The following is a 26,534-nucleotide window of genomic DNA, read 5'->3' as shown; positions in this document are numbered from 1 at the left end:
TACCTCGTCTACTACAACAACCACAGACCCCATCAGGCCTTGGCAGGACAAACTCCCAAGGCTTTCGCCGCTTCCAAGACCACCGCGATCCAATCAGCGAATTATTGAACATCGACAGCAATGACGAGCAAGCATCGTCGCGTCCAGTAACTCGCGTCTCAACTCGCAGACACACCTTCGCATCCTCGCGGCTTGTCTCGCCCGAGCTTTGCTCCGTCGTGACACCCCCAATGTCAGAGGGCGCAGGGAAGACCGGGTTCCGGCCGGGCACCCACGGTCCACTGTGCGAAAGTTGGCGACAAGAATTTGCACAGCGGCATACAGGTGAAGCCTGAACAACCGGCCTTCCCCTGCGCAGTGGTTTGACGGCTTATGCCGTGAAGGGTCCGGATTCGCCGAAATCGACGGCGGCCGATATCAGATCGCCTCGTCCTTGCTGAGGCGATGCACGGTCATCAGGAAGCGGCGGAGTTTTCGGAACGTGTCGCGCAGCGCACGGTCGAGACTGCTGTGATTGTGGTTTGCGCGTCTGCGCCGAGCGCCGCGAGATAGTTCCGATAGGTGAAGCCGTAGAACGACCAGGCGTGATCGGTCTCCAACACGGGATGGTCGAGCCCTTCGAGGCTGGTGCCGGCAAGGTCGGCGGGAGCGCGCCGCGAAAAGCTTGTCCGCGGGCGTACAAAAAATTGGACGGAGCGCGCCCGGCATTTGGGCAAACGACTGCACAAAATGTGTTCGTGGACCACGAGCCGTGGGACGCCGAAAAGAAGCATCCACGACAGCCATCCACAGCAGATCAAGCACTCCTCCACAGTCTTGTCCGCAGCATATCCACAGGCTGACCATGGCGGATTCGCGAGCCCGTGCGATGCGCTTGCTGCGCACAAACCCACAGCGGGGGCAGCTCAGCCACCAGCCTGGTCGCACTCGGAACGGCGGGCCTCGCTGAGGCTCGACCGGTTGGGTCGCAGGCACGCGGTAATGGCGCAGACGTTGGGGATATCGCCGGCGCAGAGCCGGTAGACGTCGGGGGTGCAGCCCCGCCGCTGCTCCGCTGTTCCCTGGGCATGAACGGTGGAGGCAAACAGCGTCAGGAACAGCCCGACGGTCGAGGCGCCACGCGCCCGGCTTTTCACGCCCGCAAACCGCAAGAACCTCGCCTTCATGACCAGTCTCCCGCTTCTACCCACCCCGGCCTGCATTTGGCCGGCATGGAGCGAAGAGGTAGGAGGAATAATCCGCGGGGAATGTGATCTCTTTCACACCGGCTGCGCCGTGGCGGGACGTAGGGTTTACGGGGGATTTTTTTCAGGAATCGCTAACCAATCGGGTCCCGATCGCCGCATCGTTAAAATGCGAACGATCCGGTCAATCCGGAAACAAACCGGCTTTGCGACATTGCGCCATCCGCGTTCTGCGAGGGTGTGATGAGCGAAGCCGAATTCAACTTACTGCTGGATGCTGTCCGGGACGCCATGGTCTTTGAGGACTTCGCGCCCGCGCCGGAGGAGGAATTCGTGCCCCGTTCGTGGTCGTATGGCGCAACGCCCAAGGAAACTCTGAAGGCCGCCAACGACAACGAGGGCGCCTGGCCCCTCCTGCCCTTCCCCGACGGCTGGTACGCGGCCTGCTGAGGCCCGCCTCGCCGTGAACGGATGCGCCGGCGGCGCAACCACGATCAATTCTTGACGCGTTCCTCGCCGTCCTGCGGCGCCCGCTCGGGGACAGCCGGCGGAAAGATGCTGTCATAGATCGCGCGCGCCTCACGAATGAGACGGGCCCGCTCCAGCTCGGATTTTGGAACAAATCGGACGATTTCGCCCACGTGCTCTCCAGCGCTCGGTTGATGGGGCATGCGTCACTTCGCAGATGCGAAGTCCATGCCATCGGCCTGAATCACCAGTTTCCGCCAAGCCCCGGGCAAACCCGGTAGGCGCGGCCCTGCAAGCTTCCGCCGCCCACTGTGGCAAACTTGCATTTTTCCTGGAAAATCAGAGACTTGTAGTGGAGGCCACGACCAGAATTGAACTGGTGTACACGGTTTTGCAGACCGTTGCGTAACCACTCCGCCACGTGGCCCCGTAAGCGCGGACCAATATAGGGGATCAATGGCTTAGGCAACCGCCTTCGTCCGACTTTGGCGGCGATGGCCGATGTGGATCAAAGTCAGACGCGCTTGCCGCGCCGGAAGTCGCGCCGGCGGCCCTTGGGCGCCGGCTTGGGTGCGAGTTCCGGCATCTCGGTCTGGACTTCGCGATAGCGCGCCAGCATCCGTTCGAAACTGCCATGCAGTGTCTGTGCGATGTCGGAACGTCGCTCGAGGCCGGCGAGCATCGTCGCGGCCGCCTCGATGGTCGAGAGCCCGTCGCGGCGCGGCTCCTTGCGCAGGCGTCCGTAGCGTGAGGGATGCGCCGGATTGAGGATCACGCGCTGGCATTTCAGCATCCAGGGATTGCGCCACCACAGCGCTTTGGCCTGGCTCCAGGTGCCATCGAGCAGCACGACGCCTTCGAGCTTGCCGAGGATCGCGCGCTGGTTCTCCGCGACCTCGCCCTTGCGGGTCAGCGCCACGATCTCGCCCTCGGCCTCGAGATCGGCCGCGCGGGCCGAGCCGAGATAGAGCACGGCCCAGCGCGCGGCATTCTCGACCGGCCGCCCCAGCGCCTTGGACAGGCTTGGCCAGGACAGGCCGACCCGCACCGTGGCATCGGCGAAATGCCTGGCCAGCAGCCGCGCCGTGCCGAGCGCCCTGTCCTGCTCCTGCGGGTGCTGCAGGATCAGCAGCGAGAGCCGATTTTCAATGGGCGTGACGCTGTCGCAGATGCACAGCGGCATCGGCTTCTGGCAGTGCGGGCATTCGGGAATCGCCTCGGGCGCGGCGGCCGTCGTCTCGGATCGGTTCGACATGGTCGCCGCTATACGCTTCGCGCGTCGCTGCAACAACCTATTCCGCCGGCGCAGCCAGCGGACGCGGCTCGGATCGGCGCCGCAGACGGTCGATCAGGAGATAGATCACGGGCGTGGTGTAGAGGGTCAGGATCTGCGAGACGAACAGGCCGCCGATGATGGTGATGCCGAGCGGGCGGCGCAGCTCCGTGCCGGGGCCGGTCGCGACCACAAGCGGAATGCCGGCGAACAGCGCCGCCATGGTCGTCATCAGGATCGGCCGGAAGCGCGCCTGGCAGGCCTCGAAGATCGCCTCCGCCGAGGACAGCCCGCGCCGGCGCTCGGCGTCGAGCGCGAAGTCGACCATCATGATGCCGTTCTTCTTGACGATGCCGATCAAGAGGATGATGCCGACGAAGGCAATCACCGTCAGAGGCGTGTTGGTCAGCTGCAGGGCGAGCAGCGCACCTAACCCGGCCGAGGGCAGCGTCGAGATGATCGTGAGCGGATGGGCAAGGCTCTCGTAGAGCACCCCTAACACGATGTACATCGCGATCAGCGCGCCGAGGATCAGAAGCGGCTGGCGGCCGCTGGTCCTGGCGAAATCGCCGGCGTTGCCGTCGAAGCTGCCGCGGATGCCCTCGGGCATGTGCAACTCCTCGACCGCACGCTGGATGTTCTGGGTCGCGGCCTGGAGCGGCACGTCCGGCAGCGTGTTGAAGGATACGGTCGTCGAGGGGAATCCTTGCGAGTGAAACACGGCGAGCGAGGCGAGCCCGCGCTGGGCGCGGACCACGGCTGACAACGGCACCTGCACACCGTTGGCGCCCGCCACATAGATGCGCTCGAGATTGGTCGGGTCGACCTGGAATTTCGGATCGGTCTCCAGCACGATCATGTACTGGTTTCGCTGGGTGTAGATGATCGAGATCTGCCGCTGCGCGAACGCGTTGTTCAGCGCATTGTCGATGTCCTGCACGCGCACGCCGAGCCGCGAGGCCTTCTGGCGGTCGATGGCCAGCGTGAGCTGCAATCCGCCGGGATCGCGATCGGCGGACACGTCGGTGATTCCTTCGACCGTCTCCATTCGCTTGGCGACGATCGGCGCCCATTGCTGCAGCAGATCCAGGTCGGTGCTCGACAGCGTATATTGGTAGTTCGAGTCGCTCTGCCGTCCGCCAGCGCGGACGTCCTGCGCCGCGAACATGAAGAGACGGATGCCGGCAACGCGATAAAGATCGCGCCGCAAGCGATCGATCACGATCTCGGTCGAGACATGGTTCCGCTCGGCCGGCGGCTTCAGGCTGATGAACATCGTGCCGCGGTTGGAGGTCGCCGGGCCCGGCCCGCCACCGCCCAGCACCGAGCCGATGCCGGCGACGGCCGGATCGGCCATCACGATGTCGGCGAGCTGCTGCTGGAGGCCCAGCATCGACTGGAACGAAATGTCGGCGGAGGCCCGCGTCGCGCCGATGATGAATCCGGAATCGTCAGTCGGGAAATAGCCCTTGGGCACCTTGACGTAGAGCGTCACGGTCAGCCCGATGGTGGCGAAGAACACGAGCAGCGTCAGCAGCGGGAATTCCAGCACAGTGCGCAAGCTGCGCGCGTAGAAATTGACGATCCGCGACAGCGATCCCTCGATCAGACGGTCGAACAGCGTGGCCGTCCCCGACGTCGTCTGCCGGATATAATGGGCGCAGATCATCGGCGTGGCCGTGAGCGAGACCAGCGTCGAGACCACGATCGCAAAGGTCAGCGTCAGCGAGAATTCGCGCAACAGGCGGCCGACGATGCCGTCCATGAAGATCAGCGGCGTGAACGCCGCGATCAGCGACAGGCTGATCGAGAGCACGGTGAAGCCGATCTGCTTCGCTCCCTCCTGCGCTGCTCGGAAAGGCCGCATGCCGTGCTCGAGATTGCGGAACATGTTCTCGATCATCACGATGGCGTCGTCGACCACGAAGCCGACGGAGATTGCGAGCGCCATCAGCGAGAGATTGTCGATCGAGAAACCGGCGAGCCACATCCCTGCGCAGGTGCCGGCGAGCGCCAGCGGCACCGAAATGCCGGCCGCGATCGTCGGCGTGATCCTGCGCAGGAACACGAACACCACCACCATCACCAGGATGGCCGTTGCCAGCAGCGTCCACTGCATGTCCTCGACGCTGGCCCGGATCGTGCCGGTGCGATCGACCAGGGTCGAAATCTCGACCCCTGCCGGAATCCATTGTTTCAGCTCGGGGATCAGCGCCTTGACGCGGTCGACAGTGTCGATGACGTTGGCATCGCCCTGCTTGGTGATCTGCATGATCACCGCCGGCTGCTTGTTGAACCAGGCGATCGAGCGGGCATTGCGGACGGAATCCTCGATCTCGGCGATGTCGGAGAGCCGCACGAAATTGCCGTTCGCGCTCTTGATCACGATGTCGCGGAATTCCTGGGCGGTCCGCATCTGGCGGTTCAGCGCCAGCGTCTCGCTCTGGCGCTCGCCGTTGAAGATACCGACCGGGCCGAGCGGATTGGCATTGATGATCGCGGTCCGTACGTCGTCGGTGGCGATGCCGGCATTCGACAGCGCGACCGGATTGAGCTGGATGCGCACCGCCGGTTGATCGGCACCGCTGATCGTGACGTTGCCCACGCCCGGCACCTGCGAGATGCGTTGCGCCAGCACGGTGTCGGCGACATCATAGATCGCACTGGTGGTGAGGGTTTTCGACGTCAGCGCCAACACGTAGACGGGGGCGCCCGCGGTGTTGGCCTTGCGGAAGCGCGGCAGCGCCGGCAGATCGCTCGGCAGGTCCACCAGCGAGGCGTTGATGGCGGCCTGCACGTCGCGTGCGGCGCGATCGATGTCGCGGCCAATGTTGAATTGCAGCTGAATATTGCTGATGCCGAGCGAACTGGTCGAGGTGATCTGATTGATGCCGGCAATCTCACCCAGGCGCCGCTCCAGCGGCGCGGCGACCGTTGCCGCCATCACGGAAGGATCGGCGCCAGGGCGGCTCGCGGAGACGAAGATGGCGGGAAAATCGACGTTCGGTACCGAGGACACCGGCAGGAACTCGTAGGCGACGACACCCAGCAGGAACAACCCGATCGACAGCAGCGTGGTCGCGACCGGGCGGCGGATGAAGGGCTCCGAGATCGATGCCATCACTGCATCCCCTCGGTCGCGCCGGCGACCGGCGGACCACCGGATTCGGCCGGCGGCAGCGCCTGCTCGAGGCGGCGGTTGATGCGATCGAGCGCGAGATAGATCACGGGCGTGGTGTAGAGCGTCAGCAGCTGGCTCAGCAGCAGGCCGCCGATGATGGAGATGCCGAGCGGAAAGCGCAGCTCGGCGCCGGTGCCGCTCTCGATCGCCAGCGGCAGCGCGCCGAACAGCGCCGCCAGCGTCGTCATCATGATGGGACGGAAGCGCAACAGACACGCCTGCACGATCGCTCCGTCGGGCGACATCCCCTGCCCGCGCTCGGCCTCCAGCGCGAAGTCGATCATCATGATCGCGTTCTTCTTGACGATGCCCATCAAGAGGATGATGCCGATCAGTCCGATCACCGACAGGTCCTGCCCACACAGCACCAGTGCCAGGATCGCGCCGACGCCGGCCGAGGGCAGCGTCGACAGGATCGTGATCGGGTGGATGTAGCTCTCGTAGAGCACCCCTAACACGATGTAGATCGTGATCACGGCGGCGAGCAGCAGCCATGGCTGGCCGGCCAGCGCCTTGGCGAACTCGGCGGCGTCACCGGCATAGACGCCGACGATGCTGCCCGGCATGCCGATCCGGCTCTCGATCGCTTTCACGGCTTCGACGGCATCGCCGAGGGCCGCGCCCGGTGCGAGGTTGAAGCTGAGCGACACGGAGGGGAACTGCGCCTGGTGCGAGATCGCGAGCGGCGCCGTGGTGCGCTTCAGCGTCGCCACAGCCGAGAGCGGCACCTGGGCGCTCGGCGTGCCGGCGACGCTGCTCGCGGCGCCCGGCAGATAGAGCTTGGAGAGGATCGAGGGATCGCGCTGATACATCGGCAGCGCCTCCAGCACCACGCGGTACTGGTTGGCCTGGCCGTAGATCGTCGAGATCTGCCGCTGCGCGAAGGCATCGTTCAGCGTGTCGGTGATGCCTTGCAGGCTGACGCCGAGCTGACCGGCGCGGGTGCGGTCGACCTCGAGCTGCGCCCGCAGGCCGCCCTCCTGCGCCTCGGAGGAGACGTCGCGGAACAGGGGATCGCGCCGCATCTCGGCGACGAGCCTGCGCGCCCATTCCGACACCAGCGCCGCATCGGTGCCGGTCAGCGTGTACTGGTATTGCGAGCGGCTCGACTGGGTCGAGATCTGCACGTCCTGCACCGGCTGGAAATAGACGGTCATGCCGGGGATGCCGGCGACGCGCTCCTTCAGCCGGCTCACGACCACGCCGACATCGTCGCTCCGCTCGCCGCGCGGCTTGAGCGTCATGACGAGGCGCCCGACATTGGTGGTCGGGTTGACCGAGCCGGCACCGATCACCGAGACCACGCCTGTTACGTCAGGATCGGCCTTGATGGCGTCGGCGGCCTCGGTCTGCCGCTTCTGCATCTCGGCGAAGGAGACGTCCGGCCCCGCCTCCGTCACCGCCGTGATCGAGGCGGTGTCCTGGAGCGGCAGGAAGCCCTTGGGGGCGACGACATAGAGAACGAGAGTTGCGACCAGCGTGGCGAAGGTCACGACCAGCGTAGCGCGCTGGCGCTCCAGCACCCAGAGCAGCGTGCGATGGTAAAAGTCGACGGTGCGGTCGATGAAGCGGCTGATCGCGGCGAGGCCCGGCACCGCCAGCTCCTCATGGGCGTGCTTAAGCAAGCGCGAGCACATCATCGGCGTCAGCGTCAGCGAGACCACGGCCGAGGTCACGACCGCGATCGTCAGTGTCAGCGCGAACTCGCGGAACATGCGCCCGACGAGGCCGGACATGAACAGCAGCGGGATGAACACCGCGATCAGCGACACCGTCAGCGAGATCACGGTGAAGCCGATCTCGCTGGCGCCTTTCAGCGAGGCTTCCATCGCGCTCTCGCCATTCTCCATGTGGCGAACGATGTTCTCGATCATGACGATGGCATCGTCGACGACGAAGCCGGTGCCGATCGTGAGCGCCATCAGCGACAGATTGTCGAGGCTGAACCCGGCAAAATACATGATGCCGAAGCTCGTGATCAGCGACAGCGGCAGCGCGACGCCGGCAATCAGCGTGGCACGCAGCGAGCGCAGGAACAGCAGCACCACCAGCGTCACCAGCACGACGGCAAGGACCAGCGTGAACTGCACGTCGCGCACCGAGGCGCGGATGGTGACGGTGCGGTCAGACACGATGGTGAGGTTCACAGCGGCCGGAATCGCCCGCTGCAGCTTCGGGATCTCTGCGCGGATCTGGCTGACGACGTCGATGACGTTGGCCCCGGGCTGGCGCTGGATGTCGATGATGACGGCCGGCGTGCCTTGGTACCAGCCGCCGGTGCGGTCGTTCTCGAGGCCGTCGACGATCTGAGCGACATCGCCGATGGTGACGGGCGAGCCGTTGCGATAGGCGATAACGACAGGCTTGTAGGCGTCAGCGGCGGCGATCTGGTCGTTGGCCGCGATGAGATAGGATTGCTGCGCGCCGTCGAGCGAGCCCTTCGGCCCCGAGACATTGGCATTGGCGATCGCGGTGCGCAGATCCTCCATGGCGATGCCATAGGCTGCGAGGCGTGCCAAATCGGCTTGGATGCGCACGGCCGGTTTCAGTCCACCGAGCACCGAGACGCGCCCGACCCCTGAAATCTGGCTCAAACGTTGCGCCAGAATGGTGTCCGCGATGTCGCTCATCGCGCGCAGCGAGATCGTGTCGGAGCGCAGCGCCAGCGTCATCACCGGCGCATCCGCCGGGTTCACCTTGGCGTAGGTCGGCGGGTAAGGCAGCGTCCTGGGCAGCACGCCGGCCGCCGCGTTGATCGCGGCCTGCACGTCCTGCGTCGCACCGTCGATATCGCGGTTGAGGTCGAACTGGAGCGAGATCTGGCTGACGCCGAACGAACTCGTCGAGTTCATCGCCGACAGCGAGGGGATCTGGCCGAGCTGCCGCTCCAGCGGTGCGGTGATCAGCGAGGCGATCACGTCCGGACTCGCGCCCGGCAGCTGCGTCGTCACCTGCACGGTCGGGAAATCGACCTGCGGCAGCGCCGAGACCGGAAGCGCGAAATATCCGAGCAGCCCGCCGATCAAGAGCGCAATGCCGAGCAGCGAGGTCGCGATCGGCCGCCGGATGAAGGGTTCGGAGACACCCATGGGTTATGCCTGCCGCGTCAAGCGGCTGTTGTCGGGATCATGGCTGCTTGGCTCCACTTCCCGATGCCCCCGGCCCCGGCGCCGGCCCAGTCTGCCCCTTCTGATCGCCTTCGCTGCTCTTGCGCTTGGCACGGAACTCACCGTCCTTGCCCTGCCCGTCCTTCTGAACTTCTTTGGCACCATCCTTTTTCTGCCCGTCCGGCGCGCGCGAGCGCTTGCGCGGGGCAAGATCGGCCGATGGGGTCTGGTCGTCGCGGCCCACGATCACCTTGGAGCCGTCGGACAAATTGGCAAAGCCCGTGGTGATGACCTTGTCGCTCGGCGAGAGGCCGCTGGCGATCACCGCGTCATGCTCGTTCTGCTGCGTCACCGTCACGGGCTTGGCCGAGACGATATTGTCCTCGCCGATGACGTAGCTGAAGGTCCCGACCGGGCCGCGCTGCACCGCAGAGGTCGGCACCACCAGCGCCTGCGTCAAGGTCTCGACCTTGAGACGGACATTGACGAACTGGCCCGGCCAGAGCTGGTAATTGGCGTTGGGAAATTCGGCCTTGAGCTTGAGCGTGCCGGTGGTCTGGTCGACCTGGTTGTCGATGCCGGTGAGCTTGCCGGTGTCGATCACCGTAATGCCGTCATTGCCGAACACGTCGACCGCCAGCGTGCCCTTTGCGGCGGCCGCGTTGACGCGCATGATCTGCTGCTGCGGCAGGCTGAACCACACCGCGATCGGCTGCAATTGCGTGATCACCACAAGACCCGTGGTATCGGAGGCGTGGATGATGTTGCCCTGGTCGACCTGGCGCAGGCCGGCGCGGCCCGAGATCGGCGCCACGATCTTGGTGTAGCTGAGAGTTGCCGCGGCATTGTCGATCGCGGCCTGGTCGGCCTTGATCAGCGCCTCGGTCTGCGCCACCAGCGCGCGCTGGGTGTCGGCCTGCTGCTTGGAGCCGGCATTGGTCGCTGCGAGCTGCTCGTAGCGCGCGAGATCGATGCGCTGGTTGGCGAGCTGAGCCTGATCCTGCGCCTTCTTGGCCACCGCCTGGTCGTACTGCGCCTGGTAAATCGCCGGATCGATCTCGCCGAGCACGTCGCCCTTCCTGACGTCCTGGCCCTCCGTGAAGTTGACGGCGATCAGCTTGCCGTCGACCTGCGAGCGGACGGTCACGGTATTGAGCGCGCGAATCGCGCCGACGCCGTCGAGATAAACCGGCACGTCCTGGATGCGTGGGCTCGCCGCCAGCACGGGCACCGGCAGATCCGGCCGCTGGTTGCGGTTGTTGGCCTGCTCCTGATGCGCAACGGTCCAGCCGAGATAACCGAGCCCGCCGAGGATCGCGAGCGTGATCAGGGTCATGACGAAGCCGCGGCCGCGCGATCTTTTCGCCGTCCCCTCCTTCGCGTCTTGCTTCGTCTCCGGCTTAAAGAGCATTGACCGGTTTCTCCATCCTCGGCTCCCAACCGCCGCCGAGCGCCTGGTACAGGCTGACGATGGCGAGGAGCCGTGCGAGTTGGGCCTGCGACAGCGCGTCTTCCGCCTGGAACAGGGTCAGTTGGGTGTTGAGCACGGTCACGATGTCGGCAGTGCCGGCGCGCAATTGCTGTTCGGAGAGATCGAAAGCCCGGCGCGAGGCGGCGACGACGTCGCGCTGCAATTGCAGCTTGATCGTGGTTTGCTTGATCGAGAACAGCGCATTGTCGACATCGGCAAAGGCCTGGATGATGGTCTTGCGGTAGGTCTGGAGCAGCTCGTCCTGCCGGGCCTTCGCGAGTTCGAAATTACCGAGGATCCTGCCGCCGTCGAAGATCGGCTGCGTCGCGCTGCCGACGAGCTGGAAGAAGGCGGCATGCGGCTGGAACAGCGAGACCAGCGCCGAGCTCTGATAGCCGCCATTGCCGGTGAGCTGGATGGTCGGAAAGAACTGCGCGCGGGCGTTGCCGATGTTCGCGGTCGCCGAGGCGAGCTGGGCTTCCTGGCGGCGGATGTCCGGTCGCTGCGTCAGGAGCTCGGACGGCAGGCCGGGCGTCACGCGCGGGATCGCGATCCGATCCAGGGAGCCGCCGAGCACGCGCACGCTCTCCGGCGGGCGTGATACCAGAACAGCCAGCGCGTTGGCGTTCTGGTCGAGTGTCTGGCGCAACGGCGGCACCAAGGCCCTCTGGTTCGCGAGCACGCTCTCCTGCTGGGCAACGTCGAGATCGGTGCCGGTGCCGGCCCTGCGCCGTTCCTTGACCGCATCGAGGATGCGCTGCGCGCTCGCGATATTGCGCTGTGAGGTCCTGATGCGATCCTGCGAGGCCAGCACCTGGAAATAGGCGTTGGCGACGGCGGCGAGCGTAGTCAGCGCGACCGTGTCGCGATCGAAGCGATTGGCGTTGGCCGTTTCCTCCGCCGTTTGCAGCGCGTCGCGATTCTGGCCCCAGAAGTCGAGCTGGTAGCTCGCGCTCAGCGAGGCCGAATAGTTGACGACCTCGCGTCCGCCGATGGACAGGCCCGAGGCGCTCGAGCCCGAGGTGCGCGAGTAGGTTTCCGATCCGGCCATCGACACGCTCGGCAGCAGCGCCGCGCCTGCCTGCCGTGCCTGGGCGTCGGCTTGGACGATGCGCGCGACCGCGGCGGCGATGTCGAGGTTGACGGTCTGCGCCTCCTCCATCAGCTGGGTCAGCTCCGCAGAGCGGAAGCCACGCCACCAATCCAGCGATGGCGGCGCATCGCGTTTGCCGGCATATTTGTATTGCGTGGGTACGTCGAGCGCGGGATCGGGGAGATCCTGGGTCAGCACGCAAGCGCCCGAACCGGCGGCGAGGCACAACACCGCAATCCATCGCGCCGCGCGCAGCGTCCGGAATGCAGAACCGAGAGACCGCCGCGAGGCGATCGCTGGAACTTGCTGTGTCACATCCACCCCCCGTCGGGCAGATCGAGCCGCCGCCGTGCAGCCGGATTAGCCGATTCGCGGCGGGACAGTCGGGAGGCTTTGGATAACGCGTTCACAGCTATGATGCTTTCTGCGGAACCTAAGAATCATACTAGCCGGGCGCGGAACGGCGGGACAGTGCCGCAGTTGCGAGATGCCCGTGCCAACGAGGCGGGAGCGAACTGACAAAAATGTAAAAAATGCCTGTCTCGCAGGGACTTCTCTTACTACGTAACATCTGGAAACGTGAGCAAGCTTACTAAGATTTCATGTGATCTTGCTGCCACACCGGCCGCTGAGCCCCCTTCAATCCAACCGCGCCAGGCGGCTTCAGCTCAGTTGCGCCATCTGGGCCGCCCCGGAAGACCGTCAATTTGCCGAAAACGAAGCCGTCCATCCTGCCGATAGACTTTTCGACCTCCCAAACGCTGTGGCAAGAAATGGTCGCAAGACCGCTCATCACCAGCGTTATCGTGTCGGGTCCTAACGGAGTTCGACCATTTCGTCCTACGATATCCCGCCTCGCGGCCGAGCGCATCATCGCCGGTCCCGCCTCTCAACCATATCGCTGTTTGGACGGGCGTTTCGGTAGGGTTCGCCGCAACGCAAAAGCCTTTCCCTTTGGCCTCCCAAGCACTAGGTTCTGGCCAAACCTGATCAAAACCCTCTGGCAGTGATTTCCCCCGACATGACCATTCGCAACGACGTTGTCGAAGCCATCGGCAACACCCAGCTGATCAAGCTGAAGCGCGCCTCGGAACTGACCGGATGCACCATTCTCGGCAAGGCCGAGTTCATGAATCCGGGCCAGTCGGTCAAGGACCGCGCCGGCAAATGGATGATCCTGGAGGCGGAGAAGCGTGGCGAGCTCAAGCCCGGCGGTCTCGTGGTGGAAGCGACCGCCGGCAATACCGGCATCGGGCTTGCGGTCGTGGCGAGCGCGCGCGGCTACCGCACCTTGATCGTGATCCCGGAGACGCAGAGCCAGGAGAAGAAGGATTTCCTGAAGCTGTGTGGTGCCGAGCTGATCGAGGTGCCGGCCCTGCCCTATGCCAACCCCAACAACTACCAGCATGTCGGCCGCAGGCTCGCCGACGAGCTGCGCAAGACCGAGCCGAATGGCGTGCTGTTCGCCGATCAGTGGAATAACCTCGACAACGCGAAGGCCCACTACGAATCGACGGGGCCCGAGATCTGGGAGCAGACCAGCGGCAAGGTCGACGGCTTCGTCTGCTCGGTCGGCAGCGGCGGCACGCTGGCCGGCGTCAGCCGCTATCTCAAGGAAAAGAGCAAGAACGTCCGCATCGCCTGCGCCGATCCGCATGGCGCCGGCATGTACGAATATTTCAGGACCGGCGATCCCAAGGCGACGCCCGGCGGCTCGATCACCGAGGGCATCGGCCTCAACCGCGCGACTGCGATCGTCGAGACCGCCAAGGTCGATGACGCCTATCTGATTCCCGATGCCGAAGCCGTCACAGCGATCTATGATCTGCTCCAGCACGAAGGCCTGTGCCTCGGCGGCTCGACGGGCATCAATGTCGTCGGCGCGATGCGACTTGCAAGGCAGCTCGGGCCCGGCAAAACCATCGTCACCGTGCTGTGCGATTCCGGCAGCCGCTATCTCTCGAAGCTGTTCAACGCGGACTTCATGCGCGCCAAGAACCTGCCGGTGCCGGAGTGGCTGGAGAAGCGCAGCAACATCAAGCCGCCGTTCGTGTGATCGTCGCGGGAAGGCTCACGTCCGGGACGCTTGCCCACGAGGCGCCCGCGTTTCGGCCCGATTATGCGACTTCGCCGCGCTCCGAGTCCGCGGCACAATAGTCGCGCCAGAACTGGCGATATGCCGCCTCGACCTTCCGCGTGTAGATTTCGACATTCCCGGCGGGCGAAGCTGCGATCCGGGCCGGCAATTCCGCACGCAGCTTCGCCAGATGAGCTGGCTGCGCCGCATATGTGCACGCGATCGCGGCATATCCCTCGTCATCCTCCGCGACCCAATCGTTGAGGCCAACGGCAGCCACGATCGAGCCGCCGGCGCGCGACGAGGCGCCGTTGCCGAGCTTGGCCACGACCGGAACGCCGGCATAGAGCGATTCCCAGGTGCTGATGCCGCCATTTTGCGGAAACGTATCGAGCGAAATGTCGACATTCGCAAAGGCCCGCAGATGCTCGGCGCGCGGGGACGAGCCCATGCAGATCAAGTTCTCCTCGGCAATGCCCTGCGCCACGAATCGCCCGACCAGGCTGTCGCGCAACAAGGGATCGTCCAGCAGGGTATGTTTGATGATGATCTTCGATCCGCTCACCGCGCGCATCACCTTCGCCCACACCCGGATGGCCTCGTCCGAGATCTTGTAGATGCGGTTGAATACGCCGAAGGTCACATAGCCGTTGCGGAGCATGGGAAGCTCCGAAGGCGGCACATCCCCGATGGGATCGATCGTGATCAGGCACGGCAAATCATAGACCTTTTCGGCCAGCAGATGCCGCGCCGATTGCGGAATGAAGATAGGATCCGCGAGCACGTGGTCCATGGTCTGAAGACCTGTCCCGGTGGCATGACCAAAACCCGTGACCTGGATCGGCGCCGGCTTCCGTGCGAAGACAGGAAGCCTGTTACCCGATGAATGCCCTGACACGTCGATAAGGATATCGATCTTGTCCGCCTGGATGCGGTCGGCCAGCTCGTCGTCCGAAAGCTGCCAGGCATCGACCCAGATGTCCGCAAACGAGTTGAATTCGGCAGTCATCTCGTCGCGTCGCGGCGAGCATGAATAGCAGACGATCTCGAAGTTCGTGTGATCATGATGGCGCAGCACCGGCAGAAGGGCGAACGCCGCCGAGTGATACCAGAACTCGGCAGCGACATATCCGATCACGATCCGCCTTTCCGGATCGAGCTGGCGCGGCGCCAACGTCCTTCGCAGCAACTTGGCTCCGATCGCGTCCCACCAATGTTTGCGCGCGGCCTGCTGGACCGCGAAATCGGCGTCGGAGAGAAAGTCCAGAAAGAAAATCTTGCGGGCGATCAGGTCCGCATTATCAGGCGCCATCGCCAGGGCGGTGTCGAGATGTGCGATGGTGGATGCGATCTCGCCCTGATTGGCGAAACAGGCGCTCAGCAGCGTCATCGCGATCGCGGAGCGCGGATTTTCCGCGAGCAGTATCTTGACGGCCGCAAGCGCCTCGGCCGTGTTCCCCAGCTGGATGCTGACTTGCGCCTTCCCCTGCAAGGCGACCTCCAGCTTGGGCGAAAGCGCGAGCGCTGCATCGAAATCCGCAGCCGCCCGTTCCAACCGCGATAGCTCGAAATTGAGCCGTCCGCGGTGCGCCAGGGCCTTGGCCGAATGAGGCCTCATCGCGAGCGCCGCTGCGAGCGCGGCCTCCGCTTCATCGTAGTGCTTGAGCTCGATATCGACCACGCCCTTGCCGATGAGCGCTTCCGCTTGACGCGGCTGAAACACCAGGGCGCGCTCGAAGCTCTGTTTGGCGCGGTCAAATTGGCGCAGCGCCAGCTCTGCCAGGCCGCGATTGCAGAGTGCATCGGCATGGTCCGGCTTCAGCTTGATGGCGCGATCGTACAGTTCGATCGCCTGCTCCGCGAGATTGAGGTGGAGCAGCGTATTGCCGAGATTGGTCAGCCCCTGCGGAAAGTTCGGCTTCAGCGCGATCGCCCTCTCCTGGCACCGGCGCGCATCCTCGAACTTCCTGAGATCAAAATGCACGGTCCCGAGATGGCTATGGGCTTCGTGCGAACGAGGATCGAGCGCAATCGCGCGCTCGAGCAGCCGCTGCGCCTCCTCGAGGCGCCGGCCGTTCTGCGCACACAGGCCGAGCAAGTGCGTGGCGTCGAAATGATCGGGAACAGCTTGCAGGATCTGACGGCAGAGCGCCTCGGTTTCCGCGTATCGGCCCTGGCCATAGGCGCTCGCCGCGGCAGCGATGACGGCGTCCGCCTGCTTCTTCAATTTCTTCTGCAATCGCGCGTTCTGAAATGCGCGCGCGCCGGCGCCGCTGCTCTGCAAGGTTGCTCTCCGGAAGATCGCCCGGACCGAGTCTAGCTGATTCGCAGGCCCGACCCGCCGGTCACTGGACCAGCATCGCCCCCGCGATTTTCCGGTCCTCAGCGTCTACACGACGTCGCCGCGTTCCGAGGCCGCGGCACAATAGTCGCGCCAGAACTGGCGATATCCTGCCTCGACCTTCTGCGTATAGATCTCGATATTGCCGGCGGGCGAAGCTGCGATCTGGGCCGGCAATTCCGCCCGCAGCTTCGCCAGATAGGCCGGCTGCGCCGCATATTTGCACGCGATCGCGGCATAACCTTCATCATCCTCGGCGACCCAATCGCCGAGGCCGACGGCAGCCACGATCGAGCCGCCGGCACGCGAGGAGGCGCCGTTGCCGAGCTTGGCGACGACCGGAACGCCCGCATAAAGCGATTCCCAGGTGCTGATGCCGCCATTTTGCGGGAACGTGTCGAGCGAAATGTCGACATTCGCGAAGGCCAGCAGATGCTCGTGGCGCGAGGTCGAGCCCATGCAGGTGATATTCTCTGCGGCGATGCCCTGCGCCACGAACCGTGCGACCAGACTGTCGCGCAGCAAGGGATCGTCGAGCAGTCCGTGCTTGATGATGATTTTCGATCCGCTCACCTCGCGCATCACCTTTGCCCACACCCGGATGGCTTCGTCCGATATCTTGTAGATGCGGTTGAACACGCCGAAGGTCACGTAGCCGTTGCGGAGCATGGGCAGCTCCGACCGCGGCACGTCCAGCACGGGTTCAATGGTGATCAGACATGGCAGATCGTGAACCTTCTCGACCAGCAGATGTCGGGCCGATTGCGGAATGAAGACCGGATCCGCGAGCACGTAATCCATGGTCTGAAGGCCGGTCCCGGTGGCGTGCCCGAAACCCGTGACCTGGATCGGCGCGGGCTTGCGAGCAAAAACATGAAGTCGGTTGCCGGTCGTATGCCCCGATACGTCGATCAGGATATCGACCTTATCCGCCTGGATACGGTCAGCCAGCTCGTCGTCCGAAAGCTGCCCGGCGTCGACCCAGACGTCCGCCAGAGGCTTGAATCGTTCGGTCATCTCATCCGGCAACGGCCAGCAGGAATAGCAGATGATCTCGAACCTTGTGTGATCATGATGGCGCAGCACCGGCAACAGAGTGAGCGCGGCCGAGTGGTTTCTGAATTCGGATGCGACGTATCCGATCACGATGCGCTTGTCCGGATCGAGCTGGCGTGGCGCCAACGTCCTTCGCGGCAATTTGGCGCCGACCGCATCCCACCAGGATTTTCGGGCCTCCTGCTGAACCGCAAAGCCGGCTTCGGAGAGATAATCCAGCAAGAAGATCTTGCGCGCGATCGCGTCCGAATAACCCGGGCTGAGCTCGAGCGCGGCATCGAGATGCTGAAGCGCCGTCGCAATGTCACCCTGGCTCGCATAGCACGACGCCAGCAGCGCCATTCCGATCTCGGATCGCGGATTTTCCTCCAGCAATGTCTTGACAGCCGCGATCGCCTGCGCCGTGTTTCCCAGCAGGATATTGACCTGCGCTTTCCCGCGCAGCGCCAGCTCGAGCGTAGGCGATTGCGCCAGCGCCGCCTCGAAATCGGCGGCCGCCTGCTCCAGGCGCGACAGGTCGAAATTGAGCCGTCCGCGCTGTGCCAGCATCCGCGCCGAATTGGGCTTGATCGCGAGCCCGGCTGCGAGCGCGGATTCCGCCTCATCGTAGTGCCGACGCTCGATGCTCACCATGCCCTTGCCGGCGATCGCTTCCGCGTGACGCGGCTGAAACAACAGGGCGCGATCGAAACTTTCGCTGGCACGCTCGAACTGACCCATCATCAGTTCGGCCATGCCGCGATTGCAGAAGGCATCGGCATAGTCCGGCTTCAGGCGGATGGCGCGATCGTGCAATTCGATTGCCTGCCCGGGGAGATTCATGTGCAGCAACGTATTGCCGAGATTGGTAAGAGCCAGCGGAAAGTTCGGCTTCAGCGCGATCGCCTTCTCCTGGCATCGGCGCGCATCCTCGAATTTCTTCAGGTCGAAGTAGACGGTCGCGAGGTTGCTGAAGGCCTCGTGCGAACGCGGATCGAGCACAATTGCGCGCTCGAGCAGCTGTTGCGCCTCCTCCAGGCGCCCGCCGTCATGCGCGCACAGACCGAGCAAATGCGTGGCATCGAAATGGTCCGGCAGCGCTTTCAGGATCTCGCGGCAAAGCGCCTCGGTCTCCCCGTATCGACGCTGGCCATAGGCGCTCGCCGCGGCGGAGATGACGGCGTCCGCCTGCTTCATCAGTTTCTTCTGCAATCGCGCGTTCTGGAATGCGCGCGCGCCGGCGCCGCTGCTCTGCAAGATGTCTCTCCGGAAGGTACCCGCATGGAGAGTCTAGCTGATTCGTCCTCTAGGCCGCCCGGTCGGCTGGACCGCGGGCGCCCGGGATTTCCCGGTGCTCGGGGCAAAATCCGGCTCAGGCTTACGCTATGTCTCCGGTTTCAGATGCCGCGACACAATAGTCGCGCCAGAACCGGCGATATCCCGCCTCGACGTTCCGCGTGTAGATTTCGACATTGCCGGCGGGCGAAGCTGCGATCCGGGCCGGCAATTCTGCGCGGAGCTTCGCCAGATGGGCAGGCTGCGCCGCATATTTGCACGCGATCGCAGCATAACCTTCATCGTCCTCTGCGACCCAGTCGCCGAGACCGACGGCCGCGACGATCGACCCGCCGGCGCGCGAAGAAGCGCCGTTGCCGAGCTTGGCGACGACCGGAACGCCCGCATAAAGGGATTCCCAGGTGCTGATGCCGCCATTTTGCGGGAACGTGTCGAGCGAAATGTCGACGCTCGCGAAGGCCCGCAGATGCTCGGAGCGCGGGGACGAGCCCATGCAGACGACGTTTTCTTCGGCGATACCCTGTTCCACGAACCGCGCGACCAGACGGTCACGCAGCAAGGGATCGTCGAGCAGCCCGCTCTTGATGATGATCTTCGATCCGCTCACCGCGCGCATCACCTTCGACCACACCCTGATGGCCCTGCGGGACCGCGAAATCGGCCTCCGGCAGATAATCCAGCACGAAGATCCTGTATCCGACAGCCTCCGGAAAGTCTGGCGCGATCTCCAGGGCCGCGTCGAGATGCTGGAGCGCCATCGCGATGTCTCCCTGGTTCACATAGCAAGCCGCCAGAAGCGCCAATCCCATCTCGGATCGCGGATTGACCTCGAGCAGCGTCTTGACGCCCGCCATCGCTCGCGCCGTGTTCCCCACGAGAATGTCGATCTGCGCCCTCCAGCACAGCGCGAGCTCGTGCCGCGGCGATTGCGCCAGCGCCGCATCGAGGTCCGCGGCCGCCTGCTCCAGCCGGGACAGACTCAGATTGAGCCGCCCGCGCTGCAGCAGAACCCTAGGTGAACCTGGCTTGATCGCGAGCGCTGCGTCGAGTGCGGCAGCCGCCTCCTCGAAGTGTCGTAGCTCGAGGCTCACCATGCCCTTGCCGGCGATCGCTTCCGCGTGACGTGGTTGAAGTGACAGGGCACGATCGAAGCTCTCTTCGGCGCGCTCGAACCGGCCTGTCATCAATTCTGCCATGCCGCGGTTGCAAAATGCATCGGCATAGTCCGGCTTCAGCCTGATCGCGCGTTCGTGCAGCCCGATCGCCTCTTTGCCGAGGCCGATGTGCAGCAGCGTATTGCCGAGATTGGTCAGGGTGATCGGACAATTCGGCTTCAGCGCAATGGCCTTCTCCTGGCATGAGCGTGCATCGTTGAACTTCTCGAGCGCGAAATATACAGCCCCGAGATTGCCATGCGCGTCGGGCGAACGTGGATCGAGCGCGGTCGCACGCTCGAGCAGGAATTCCGCCTCATCGAGCCGCCCGCCGTCAAACGCGCGCAGGCCGAGCAGGTGCGTGGCGTGGAAATGATCGGGGACTTCTTTCAAGATCTCGCGGCAGAGCATCTCGGCCTCGGCAAGTCTGCCCTGTCCGAGCGCCTCGATCGCGAAGGCCATGACGGCGTCCGCCTGCTTCTTCAGCTTCTTTTCCAGTCGCGCATTTTGGTATGCGCGCGCGCCGGCACTGCTCTGCAAGGTCTCTCTCCGGAGGATGGTCCGAAAAGAGACGAGCTGATTCGGATGGTGCCAAGCTTGCGGTCAGTCAGACCACGAGGTCGTGGGGTCGCAGAGGCTCAGCGCAGAATCTGGCTCAGGAACAGCTTCGTGCGGGCGTGCTGCGGGGCGGCGAAGAACTCCTTCGGCGTGTTGGCCTCGATGATCTGGCCGGCGTCCATGAACACGACGCGGTTGGCGACCTCGCGGGCAAAGCCCATCTCGTGGGTGACGACCAGCATGGTCATGCCCTCCTCGGCGAGGTCGACCATGGTGTCGAGCACCTCCTTGACCATCTCGGGGTCGAGCGCCGAGGTCGGCTCGTCGAACAGCATCACCTTCGGGTTCATGGTCAAGGCCCGGGCAATCGCGACGCGTTGCTGCTGGCCGCCGGACATCTGCCCCGGAAACTTGTTGGCCTGGTGCGGGATCTTGACCCGTTCCAGGAACTTCATCGCGGTCGCCTCGGCATCCCTCTTGGGGATGTTGCGGACCCAGATCGGCGCCAGCGTGCAATTGTCGAGCACGGTCAGATGCGGGAACAGATTGAAGCTCTGGAACACCATGCCGACCTCGCGACGCACGGCATCGACATGCTTGAGGTTGGGACCGAGCTCGATGCCGTCGACGACGATCTCGCCCTCCTGGAATTCCTCCAGCGCATTGATGCAGCGGATCAGCGTGGACTTGCCGGAGCCCGAGGGCCCGCAGATCACGATGCGCTCGCCCTTCCGGACCTCGAGGTCGATGTCGCGCAGGACGTGGAATTCGCCATACCATTTATTCAGGCCGGAAATCTTGACGATGGGGTCGGACATGGTGGCCTCGATCAGTTGCGGCGGTGGGCGTTGAGACGGTGCTCGACGAATAGCGAGTAGCGCGACATTCCAAAGCAGAAGATGAAATAGATGATCCCGGCGAAGGCGAAACCGGTGAACGCGGTCGACGGCGTCGACCATTTTGGATCCGAGAACGAGGCGCGCAGCGAGCCCAGGAGGTCGAACAGCGCCACGATCGAAACCAGCGAGGTGTCCTTGAACAGCGAGATGAAGCTGTTGACAAGGTTCGGAATGACGTGACGCAGCGCCTGCGGCAGCACGATCAGCGACGTCGTCTTCCACCAGGACAATCCGAGGGCGGCCGCCGCCTCGCCTTGACCGCGCGGTATCGCAGCGAGCCCACCGCGAACGTTCTCGGCCTGATAGGCGCCCGTGAACAGCGCAATGCCGATCAGCGCCCTGACCAGACCGTCGACGGTGAAATTGCCGGGCAGGAACAGGGGCAGCATATAGGTCGCGAAGAACAGCACGGTGATCAGCGGCACGCCGCGCCAGAACTCGATGAAGGCGATCGAGAAGATCCGGATCAACGGAATGGTGGAGCGGCGGCCGAGCGCGAGCGCAATGCCAATCGGCAGCGAGGTGACGATGCCGGTGACGGAGACGACCAGCGTCACCAAAAGGCCGCCCCAGAGATTGGTTGCCACGATCGGCAATCCCCCGTGGTCGAGCCCCATCAGCTTGATAACGATCGCGATGCCAATCAAGGTGCCGATGCTCGATGCCAGAGCCCGGCCGCCGGTGCGAACGCCACCGCCCAGAACGAAGGCGATCAGGCCGACAATCGCGGCCGTGATGGCAAAATCAGCCCAGACCGGCCGCCCCATGCCCTGAATATAATCGCGCAGCCAAGTGAGCGGAAAGATCAGCCATTGGATCGCTGTGCCGAGCAGCACGACGAGGCTTCCGACGACCCACAGCAGCGGAGCGACGGCGGACGTCTTGCTCAGGCTGAGCAGCGCCTGCCCGGCACCGAGGATGCTTTCGTCGAACAGTTGCAGCAGGCCGGCCGTCCAGCTCAGGCCGAAGCCCTTGATGCCGCCGCCGTGCAGCAGGAAGAATGCGACCACCGGAAAGGCGGCGAAGAACAGGCCGGCATTCAGGCCCTTCGCCGGCAGCCGCGGAACGAGCAGCGGCAACAGCAGGACGGCTGCGAGCAACAGCGTCAGATCCACCCGCCAGCGCTCGGCCTCGGGATAGAAGCCGTAGATCAGCTGCGGGAGCTTCGCCTGGATGTAGGGCCAGCAGGCGCCGACCGCAAAGCCGGCGTTCTCGGCGAGGCAGGCGGTGCGGTCCTGACCGCTCCAGACCGCATCGACCATCAGGAACTTGACGGAAGGAACGATGGTGAACCAGAGCAGCAAGGCGCCCAGGATCGTCAGCAGGATGTTCGTCGGCGAGTTGAACAGGCGCGTGCGCATCAGGCCGATGAAGCCTGTGGTCTTCACCGGCGCCGGACGCTCGGCGAGCAGGTCCCTGCGGACGAAGCTGGACGAGATGACATCGCTCATGCGCCCAGACTCCGGCTGACGTGCCAACCGTAAACGCTCATGACGGCGCTGGTGAGGAGCGAGATCAGGAGATAGACGCCCATCGTCATGGCGATGATCTCGATCGCCTGCCCGGTCTGGCTCAGCGACGTGCCGGCGAAGACCGACACGAGGTCAGGATAGCCGATCGCGACCGCAAGCGAGGAATTTTTCGTGAGGTTGAGGTATTGATTGGTCAGCGGCGGTACGATGACGCGCATGGCCTGCGGCACGACGATCAGGCGGAGCGTGGCGCCGCGGCTGAGACCGAGCGAGGATCCCGCCTCCATCTGCCCCTGGTGAACGGACAGAATGCCGGCACGCACGATCTCGGCAATGAAAGCAGCGGTATAGGTCGACAGCGCCACCGTGAGCGCCACGAATTCCGGGATGATGCGTGAGCCGCCGGCGAAGTTGAACCCCCGAAGCTGCGGCAGCTCGAAGGTAAAGGGCAGACCAAACACCAGCATGGTGGCGAGCGGTAATCCGAACAGCGCCCCCAGCACATAGGGCCAGATCCGGATCATCCGCCCTTCCTGAAACAGCGCGCGCCGCGCATGGAAACGCAGCACCAGCGAGGCGACGATGCCGAGCGCCAGCACCGCCAGGAACGGCCCGAGGCCGCCCTGGCCGATCGGACTGGGAACGACGAGGCCGCGATTACTGAGAAAGGCAATACCGAGCAGCGAAATGCTCTGCCGCGGATTGGGCAAGGCAGCGAGAACTGCGAGGTACCAGAACAGGATCTGGAACAGCAGCGGCAGGTTGCGGATGACCTCGACATAGATCTCGCCGACACGCGACAACAGCCAATTGGGCGACAGCCGGCATAGCGCGACGATGAAGCCGATCACGGTGGCGAAGACGATGCCCACCACCGAGACCACGAGCGTATTCAAGAGCCCGACCACGAACACGCGCAGGAACGTGTCCGAGCCGGTATAGGAGATCAGGGTCTGGTTGACGTCGAAGCCGGCATTGTTCCTGAGGAAGCCGAAGCCGGCAGCGATGTGCTGGTTTTCGAGGTTGGCGCGAGCATTGGAGACGATCTCGTAGCCGATCCACCCAAGGATCGCCGCGAAGGCAAACTGGACGGCAACGCCGTTCCAGCCAGCCTTGCCGCCCAGAATGCGCCGGATCTTCAGCGCGATCTGGAGGGGCGGTTTTCGGGCCTCGGTGCTCATGCCGCTGTCGGCCGATCAGGGGTGATCAGCGGATCGGCGGCGCGTACTGAAGACCACCCTTGTTCCAGAGATTGTTGAGACCCCGATTGATGGCGAGCGGCGAGCCCGCGCCGACGTTGCGGTCGAACACCTCGCCGTAATTGCCGACCGCCTTCACGATCCGCACCACCCAATCCTTGGTCAGGCCGAGCTGCTCGCCGAAATTGCCGTCGCTGCCGAGGACGCGCTTCAGCTCCGGGTTTTCCAGTTTCGCCTTCTCGTCGACGTTCTTCGAGGTCACGCCGAGCTCTTCGGCGGTGATCATCGCAAACAGCGTCCATTTCACGATGTCGAACCACTGGTCGTCGCCGTGGCGCACCATCGGGCCGAGCGGCTCCTTCGAGATGATCTCCGGGAGCACCATATGGTCGTTGGGATTGGCGAGCTTGAGGCGATTGGCGTACAGGCCCGACTGGTCGGTGGTGAAGACGTCGCAGCGCCCGGCTTCGTAGGCCTTGACGGTCTCGTCGTTGGTGGCGAATGCGATCACCTCGTACTTCATGTTGTTGGCCTTGAAGTAGTCGGCGAGGTTCTGCTCGGTGGTGGTGCCGGTCTGCACGCAGACCGATGCGCTGTTGAGCTCGAGTGCCGAGTTCACCTTGAGCGACTTCTTCACCATGAAGCCCTGCCCGTCATAATAGGTCACGCCGGTGAAGTTGGCGCCGAGAGAAGTGTCGCGCGAGATGGTCCAGGTGGTGTTGCGCGAGAGCACGTCGATCTCGCCCGATTGCAGCGCCGTGAAGCGGTCCTTGGCGGACAGCGGCACGAACTTGACCTTGGTCGGATCGTTGAAGATCGCGCCGGCAATGGCGCGGCAGACGTCGACGTCGATACCGGTCCAATTGCCCTTGTCGTCGGGCGACGAGAAGCCCGGCAGGCCTTGGCTGACGCCGCAGGACAGCATGCCCCGGTCCTTGACGGTCTTGAGCGTTTGCGCGTCGGCGGCTTGGGCGGCGAGGCCGGCGGCGAGAGCAAGAGTGAGAGCCAGGGTTACGCGTTTCATGGGCTTCGGGCCTTTCAAGGTCGTCTCAAGATCAGGAATGTTGTCTCAGGATCGTCTCTGCCAGGGAAGCCTGGCAAGAATCATGCTGGGAAACCTTGCCGAACACTCGCCGATCTCCAGAGGCCATACCTTCATCCCCGCCGCTGGCGCCCGCCATTTTGGCTGTGACGCAAAGACCGCTCAGGCAATGGATCGAAGGTCGCGGCAGGCCCCTCAACATGCGGCGACTGAATAGCACCTGCGCATCACAGAACGACTGGCGAGCCGGGTCAAGGGGTTGACGGGACTCTTCTGTATTCTGTTATTAACGACAGCGGCCTCTCGGCCGGCCCGCGGGCGCGATGCGTCCGGTGGAAACGCGGTTTTGAAAGCAGACGCATGGATTCCTCGCACCCCCAAGAGCAGCACGCCGAGACCCGGCTGGTCACCTCCGGCCGCGACACCAAGGCGCAGAAGGGGTTCGTCAATCCGCCGGTGTTCCACGGCTCGACCGTGCTCTATCCGACTGCCGAGGACCTGCACGCCCATCGCGGCGAGTTCACCTATGGCCGCCACGGCACTCCGACGACCAGGGCTTTCCAGGATACGCTGATGGCGCTGGAGGGGCCGCAATGCGCCGGCGTCGGCATCGTGCCGTCGGGCCTGTCGGCGATCTCCACCACCCTGCTCGCGGTGCTCAAGGCCGGCGACCATATTCTGGTCGTCGACAACATCTATCGGCCTTCGCGCAATTTCTGCAACGGCATGCTGACCCGCTATGGCGTCGAGACCACCTATTTCGATCCGCTGATCGGCGCCGGCATCGAAAAGCTGTTCAAGTCCAACACCCGCGCCGTTCTGGTGGAGGCGCCGGGCTCGCAATCCTTCGAGATGCCCGACATCCGCGCCATCGCCGAGGTCGCGCATGCGCGCGGCGCCCTCGTCATCGACGACAACACCTGGGCAACCCCGCTCTATCACCGCTCGCTGGAGCAGGGCGTCGACATCAGCATGCAGGCCGCCACCAAGTATATCGGCGGTCATTCCGACATCATGTTCGGCACCATCTCGGCCAACGCCAAGGCCTGGCCGCAGATTGCCGAAGGCATCCGCCTGCTCGGCGTCTGCGCCGGTCCCGACGACGTCTTCCTGGCGCTGCGCGGCCTGCGCACGTTGTCGGTGCGCCTCGCGCAGCATCATCGCTCCGGGCTCGATATGGCGCGCTGGCTCGCAGGCCGTCCCGAGGTCGCGCGCGTGCTGCATCCGGGCTTAGAGACCGATCCCGGCCATGCGATCTGGAAGCGCGACTTCACAGGCGCCTCGGGCCTGTTCAGCATCGTGCTGAAGCCCGCCCCGCAGAAGGCTGTCGACACCATGCTCAACACGCTAAAACTGTTCGGCATGGGTTTTTCCTGGGGCGGCTTCGAGAGCCTCGCAATTCCCTTCGATTGCGATGCCTATCGCACCGCGACCAAGTGGGCGCCCGGCGGCCCGACCCTGCGACTCCACATCGGCCTCGAAAGCACCGACGATCTCAAAGCCGATCTCGATCGCGGCTTCGCTGCCCTCAGGGCGGCAATGTGAGCCTGCTCACGCGGCATCGTGCGCGAGGACGCGGCATCGCGCGCCGCGGGAACGTGCACGCGCCGCAAACGTTAACTCGAATGCGCCAACAAATGGTTTGATCCTCAAGTATTTGGCGCTAGCCTCACCAATCGACTCC

At 64.3% G+C, this 26,534-nt stretch carries 16 protein-coding genes, 1 tRNA gene and 2 pseudogenes; 3 read left to right on the top strand and 16 right to left on the bottom strand.

The window, feature by feature from the left end; translation table 11 throughout:
• Positions 1-420: 420 nt before the first annotated feature.
• Positions 421-641, bottom strand: a pseudogene (locus EAV90_RS23900) (acetamidase/formamidase family protein); the annotation flags it as partial.
• 264 nt (positions 642-905) lie between these two features.
• The gene (locus tag EAV90_RS23895; protein ID WP_129144859.1) at positions 906-1,166 is read right to left on the bottom strand and encodes a hypothetical protein; all 261 of its coding nucleotides are present in this window, start codon (positions 1,164-1,166) and stop codon (positions 906-908) included.
• Between the two features lie 261 nt (positions 1,167-1,427).
• Here EAV90_RS23895 and EAV90_RS23890 point away from each other — a divergent pair, with 261 nt between their 5' ends.
• The gene (locus EAV90_RS23890; RefSeq protein WP_129144858.1) at positions 1,428-1,634 is read left to right on the top strand and encodes a hypothetical protein; all 207 of its coding nucleotides are present in this window, start codon (positions 1,428-1,430) and stop codon (positions 1,632-1,634) included.
• A gap of 44 nt (positions 1,635-1,678) precedes the next feature.
• Here EAV90_RS23890 and EAV90_RS39660 read toward each other — a convergent pair whose 3' ends face one another.
• The 7 genes from EAV90_RS39660 to EAV90_RS23855 all read right to left on the bottom strand — a co-directional run bounded on the left by EAV90_RS39660 (position 1,679) and on the right by EAV90_RS23855 (position 12,098).
• Positions 1,679-1,825, bottom strand: a complete 147-nt coding sequence (locus EAV90_RS39660) for a hypothetical protein (RefSeq protein ID WP_164937083.1) — start codon at positions 1,823-1,825, stop codon at positions 1,679-1,681.
• A 180-nt stretch (positions 1,826-2,005) separates the two neighbouring features.
• Positions 2,006-2,079, bottom strand: a tRNA-Cys gene (locus EAV90_RS23880).
• A gap of 87 nt (positions 2,080-2,166) precedes the next feature.
• Positions 2,167-2,907, bottom strand: coding sequence for a tRNA-uridine aminocarboxypropyltransferase (locus EAV90_RS23875; RefSeq protein ID WP_129144857.1), 741 nt, complete (start codon positions 2,905-2,907; stop codon positions 2,167-2,169).
• A gap of 37 nt (positions 2,908-2,944) precedes the next feature.
• Positions 2,945-6,046, bottom strand: coding sequence for an efflux RND transporter permease subunit (locus EAV90_RS23870; RefSeq protein ID WP_129144856.1), 3,102 nt, complete (start codon positions 6,044-6,046; stop codon positions 2,945-2,947).
• The gene (locus EAV90_RS23865) at positions 6,046-9,195 is read right to left on the bottom strand and encodes an efflux RND transporter permease subunit (protein ID WP_129144855.1); all 3,150 of its coding nucleotides are present in this window, start codon (positions 9,193-9,195) and stop codon (positions 6,046-6,048) included. Before EAV90_RS23865 ends, EAV90_RS23870 begins: the two co-directional genes overlap by 1 nt.
• A 37-nt stretch (positions 9,196-9,232) precedes the next feature.
• Positions 9,233-10,624 carry an efflux RND transporter periplasmic adaptor subunit gene (locus EAV90_RS23860; RefSeq protein ID WP_129144854.1) on the bottom strand — a complete coding sequence of 464 codons (1,392 nt, stop codon included), beginning with the start codon at positions 10,622-10,624 and terminating at the stop codon, positions 9,233-9,235.
• Positions 10,614-12,098: an efflux transporter outer membrane subunit gene (locus EAV90_RS23855; protein WP_129144853.1), complete on the bottom strand. Its 1,485-nt coding sequence runs from the start codon at positions 12,096-12,098 to the stop codon at positions 10,614-10,616. The genes EAV90_RS23860 and EAV90_RS23855 overlap by 11 nt, the downstream gene beginning before the upstream one ends.
• A gap of 700 nt (positions 12,099-12,798) precedes the next feature.
• Here EAV90_RS23855 and EAV90_RS23850 point away from each other — a divergent pair.
• On the top strand, positions 12,799-13,833 hold the full coding sequence (locus EAV90_RS23850) for a cysteine synthase A (RefSeq protein ID WP_129144852.1): 1,035 nt from the start codon (positions 12,799-12,801) through the stop codon (positions 13,831-13,833).
• Between the two features lie 61 nt (positions 13,834-13,894).
• Here EAV90_RS23850 and EAV90_RS23845 read toward each other — a convergent pair whose 3' ends face one another.
• The 7 genes and pseudogenes from EAV90_RS23845 to EAV90_RS23815 all read right to left on the bottom strand — a co-directional run bounded on the left by EAV90_RS23845 (position 13,895) and on the right by EAV90_RS23815 (position 24,832).
• Entirely contained in the window at positions 13,895-16,138 is a 2,244-nt protein-coding gene (locus EAV90_RS23845; protein WP_164937082.1) for an O-linked N-acetylglucosamine transferase, SPINDLY family protein, read from the bottom strand.
• A 105-nt stretch (positions 16,139-16,243) separates the two neighbouring features.
• On the bottom strand, positions 16,244-18,487 hold the full coding sequence (locus tag EAV90_RS23840; protein ID WP_245509592.1) for an O-linked N-acetylglucosamine transferase, SPINDLY family protein: 2,244 nt from the start codon (positions 18,485-18,487) through the stop codon (positions 16,244-16,246).
• Between the two features lie 121 nt (positions 18,488-18,608).
• Positions 18,609-20,220 (bottom strand): annotated as a pseudogene (locus tag EAV90_RS23835) (tetratricopeptide repeat protein).
• A 98-nt stretch (positions 20,221-20,318) separates the two neighbouring features.
• The gene (locus EAV90_RS23830; RefSeq protein ID WP_027574517.1) at positions 20,319-21,056 is read right to left on the bottom strand and encodes an amino acid ABC transporter ATP-binding protein; all 738 of its coding nucleotides are present in this window, start codon (positions 21,054-21,056) and stop codon (positions 20,319-20,321) included.
• 11 nt (positions 21,057-21,067) lie between these two features.
• A complete protein-coding gene (locus EAV90_RS23825) occupies positions 21,068-22,588 on the bottom strand; it encodes an amino acid ABC transporter permease (protein WP_129144851.1) in 1,521 nt (506 codons plus the stop codon).
• Positions 22,585-23,790, bottom strand: a complete 1,206-nt coding sequence (locus EAV90_RS23820) for an amino acid ABC transporter permease (RefSeq protein WP_129144850.1) — start codon at positions 23,788-23,790, stop codon at positions 22,585-22,587. The genes EAV90_RS23825 and EAV90_RS23820 overlap by 4 nt, the downstream gene beginning before the upstream one ends.
• A 25-nt stretch (positions 23,791-23,815) precedes the next feature.
• On the bottom strand, positions 23,816-24,832 hold the full coding sequence (locus EAV90_RS23815; RefSeq protein WP_122406680.1) for an amino acid ABC transporter substrate-binding protein: 1,017 nt from the start codon (positions 24,830-24,832) through the stop codon (positions 23,816-23,818).
• 378 nt (positions 24,833-25,210) lie between these two features.
• On the opposite strand from EAV90_RS23815, the gene metC reads away from it, so the two are divergent.
• Positions 25,211-26,395 (top strand): cystathionine beta-lyase, encoded by a 1,185-nt coding sequence (gene metC, locus EAV90_RS23805; protein WP_129144849.1) that lies wholly within the window; start codon positions 25,211-25,213, stop codon positions 26,393-26,395.
• Positions 26,396-26,534 lie beyond the last annotated feature (139 nt).

Origin of the sequence: Bradyrhizobium vignae (genome assembly GCF_004114425.1) — a bacterium.
Lineage (GTDB): Bacteria > Pseudomonadota > Alphaproteobacteria > Rhizobiales > Xanthobacteraceae > Bradyrhizobium > Bradyrhizobium vignae.
This window is presented reverse-complemented; position numbering and strand designations above follow the sequence as displayed.

Bases quoted from the DNA above. Each gene is read 5' to 3' on its own strand.
- EAV90_RS23895 (WP_129144859.1), bottom strand. From the start codon at position 1,166: ATGAAGGCGAGGTTCTTGCGGTTTGCGGGCGTGAAAAGCCGGGCGCGT.
- EAV90_RS23890 (WP_129144858.1), top strand. From the start codon at position 1,428: ATGAGCGAAGCCGAATTCAACTTACTGCTGGATGCTGTCCGGGACGCC.
- EAV90_RS23875 (WP_129144857.1), bottom strand. From the start codon at position 2,907: ATGTCGAACCGATCCGAGACGACGGCCGCCGCGCCCGAGGCGATTCCC.
- EAV90_RS23870 (WP_129144856.1), bottom strand. From the start codon at position 6,046: ATGGCATCGATCTCGGAGCCCTTCATCCGCCGCCCGGTCGCGACCACG.
- EAV90_RS23865 (WP_129144855.1), bottom strand. From the start codon at position 9,195: ATGGGTGTCTCCGAACCCTTCATCCGGCGGCCGATCGCGACCTCGCTG.
- EAV90_RS23860 (WP_129144854.1), bottom strand. From the start codon at position 10,624: ATGCTCTTTAAGCCGGAGACGAAGCAAGACGCGAAGGAGGGGACGGCG.
- EAV90_RS23850 (WP_129144852.1), top strand. From the start codon at position 12,799: ATGACCATTCGCAACGACGTTGTCGAAGCCATCGGCAACACCCAGCTG.
- EAV90_RS23830 (WP_027574517.1), bottom strand. From the start codon at position 21,056: ATGTCCGACCCCATCGTCAAGATTTCCGGCCTGAATAAATGGTATGGC.
- EAV90_RS23825 (WP_129144851.1), bottom strand. From the start codon at position 22,588: ATGAGCGATGTCATCTCGTCCAGCTTCGTCCGCAGGGACCTGCTCGCC.
- EAV90_RS23820 (WP_129144850.1), bottom strand. From the start codon at position 23,790: ATGAGCACCGAGGCCCGAAAACCGCCCCTCCAGATCGCGCTGAAGATC.
- EAV90_RS23815 (WP_122406680.1), bottom strand. From the start codon at position 24,832: ATGAAACGCGTAACCCTGGCTCTCACTCTTGCTCTCGCCGCCGGCCTC.
- metC (WP_129144849.1), top strand. From the start codon at position 25,211: ATGGATTCCTCGCACCCCCAAGAGCAGCACGCCGAGACCCGGCTGGTC.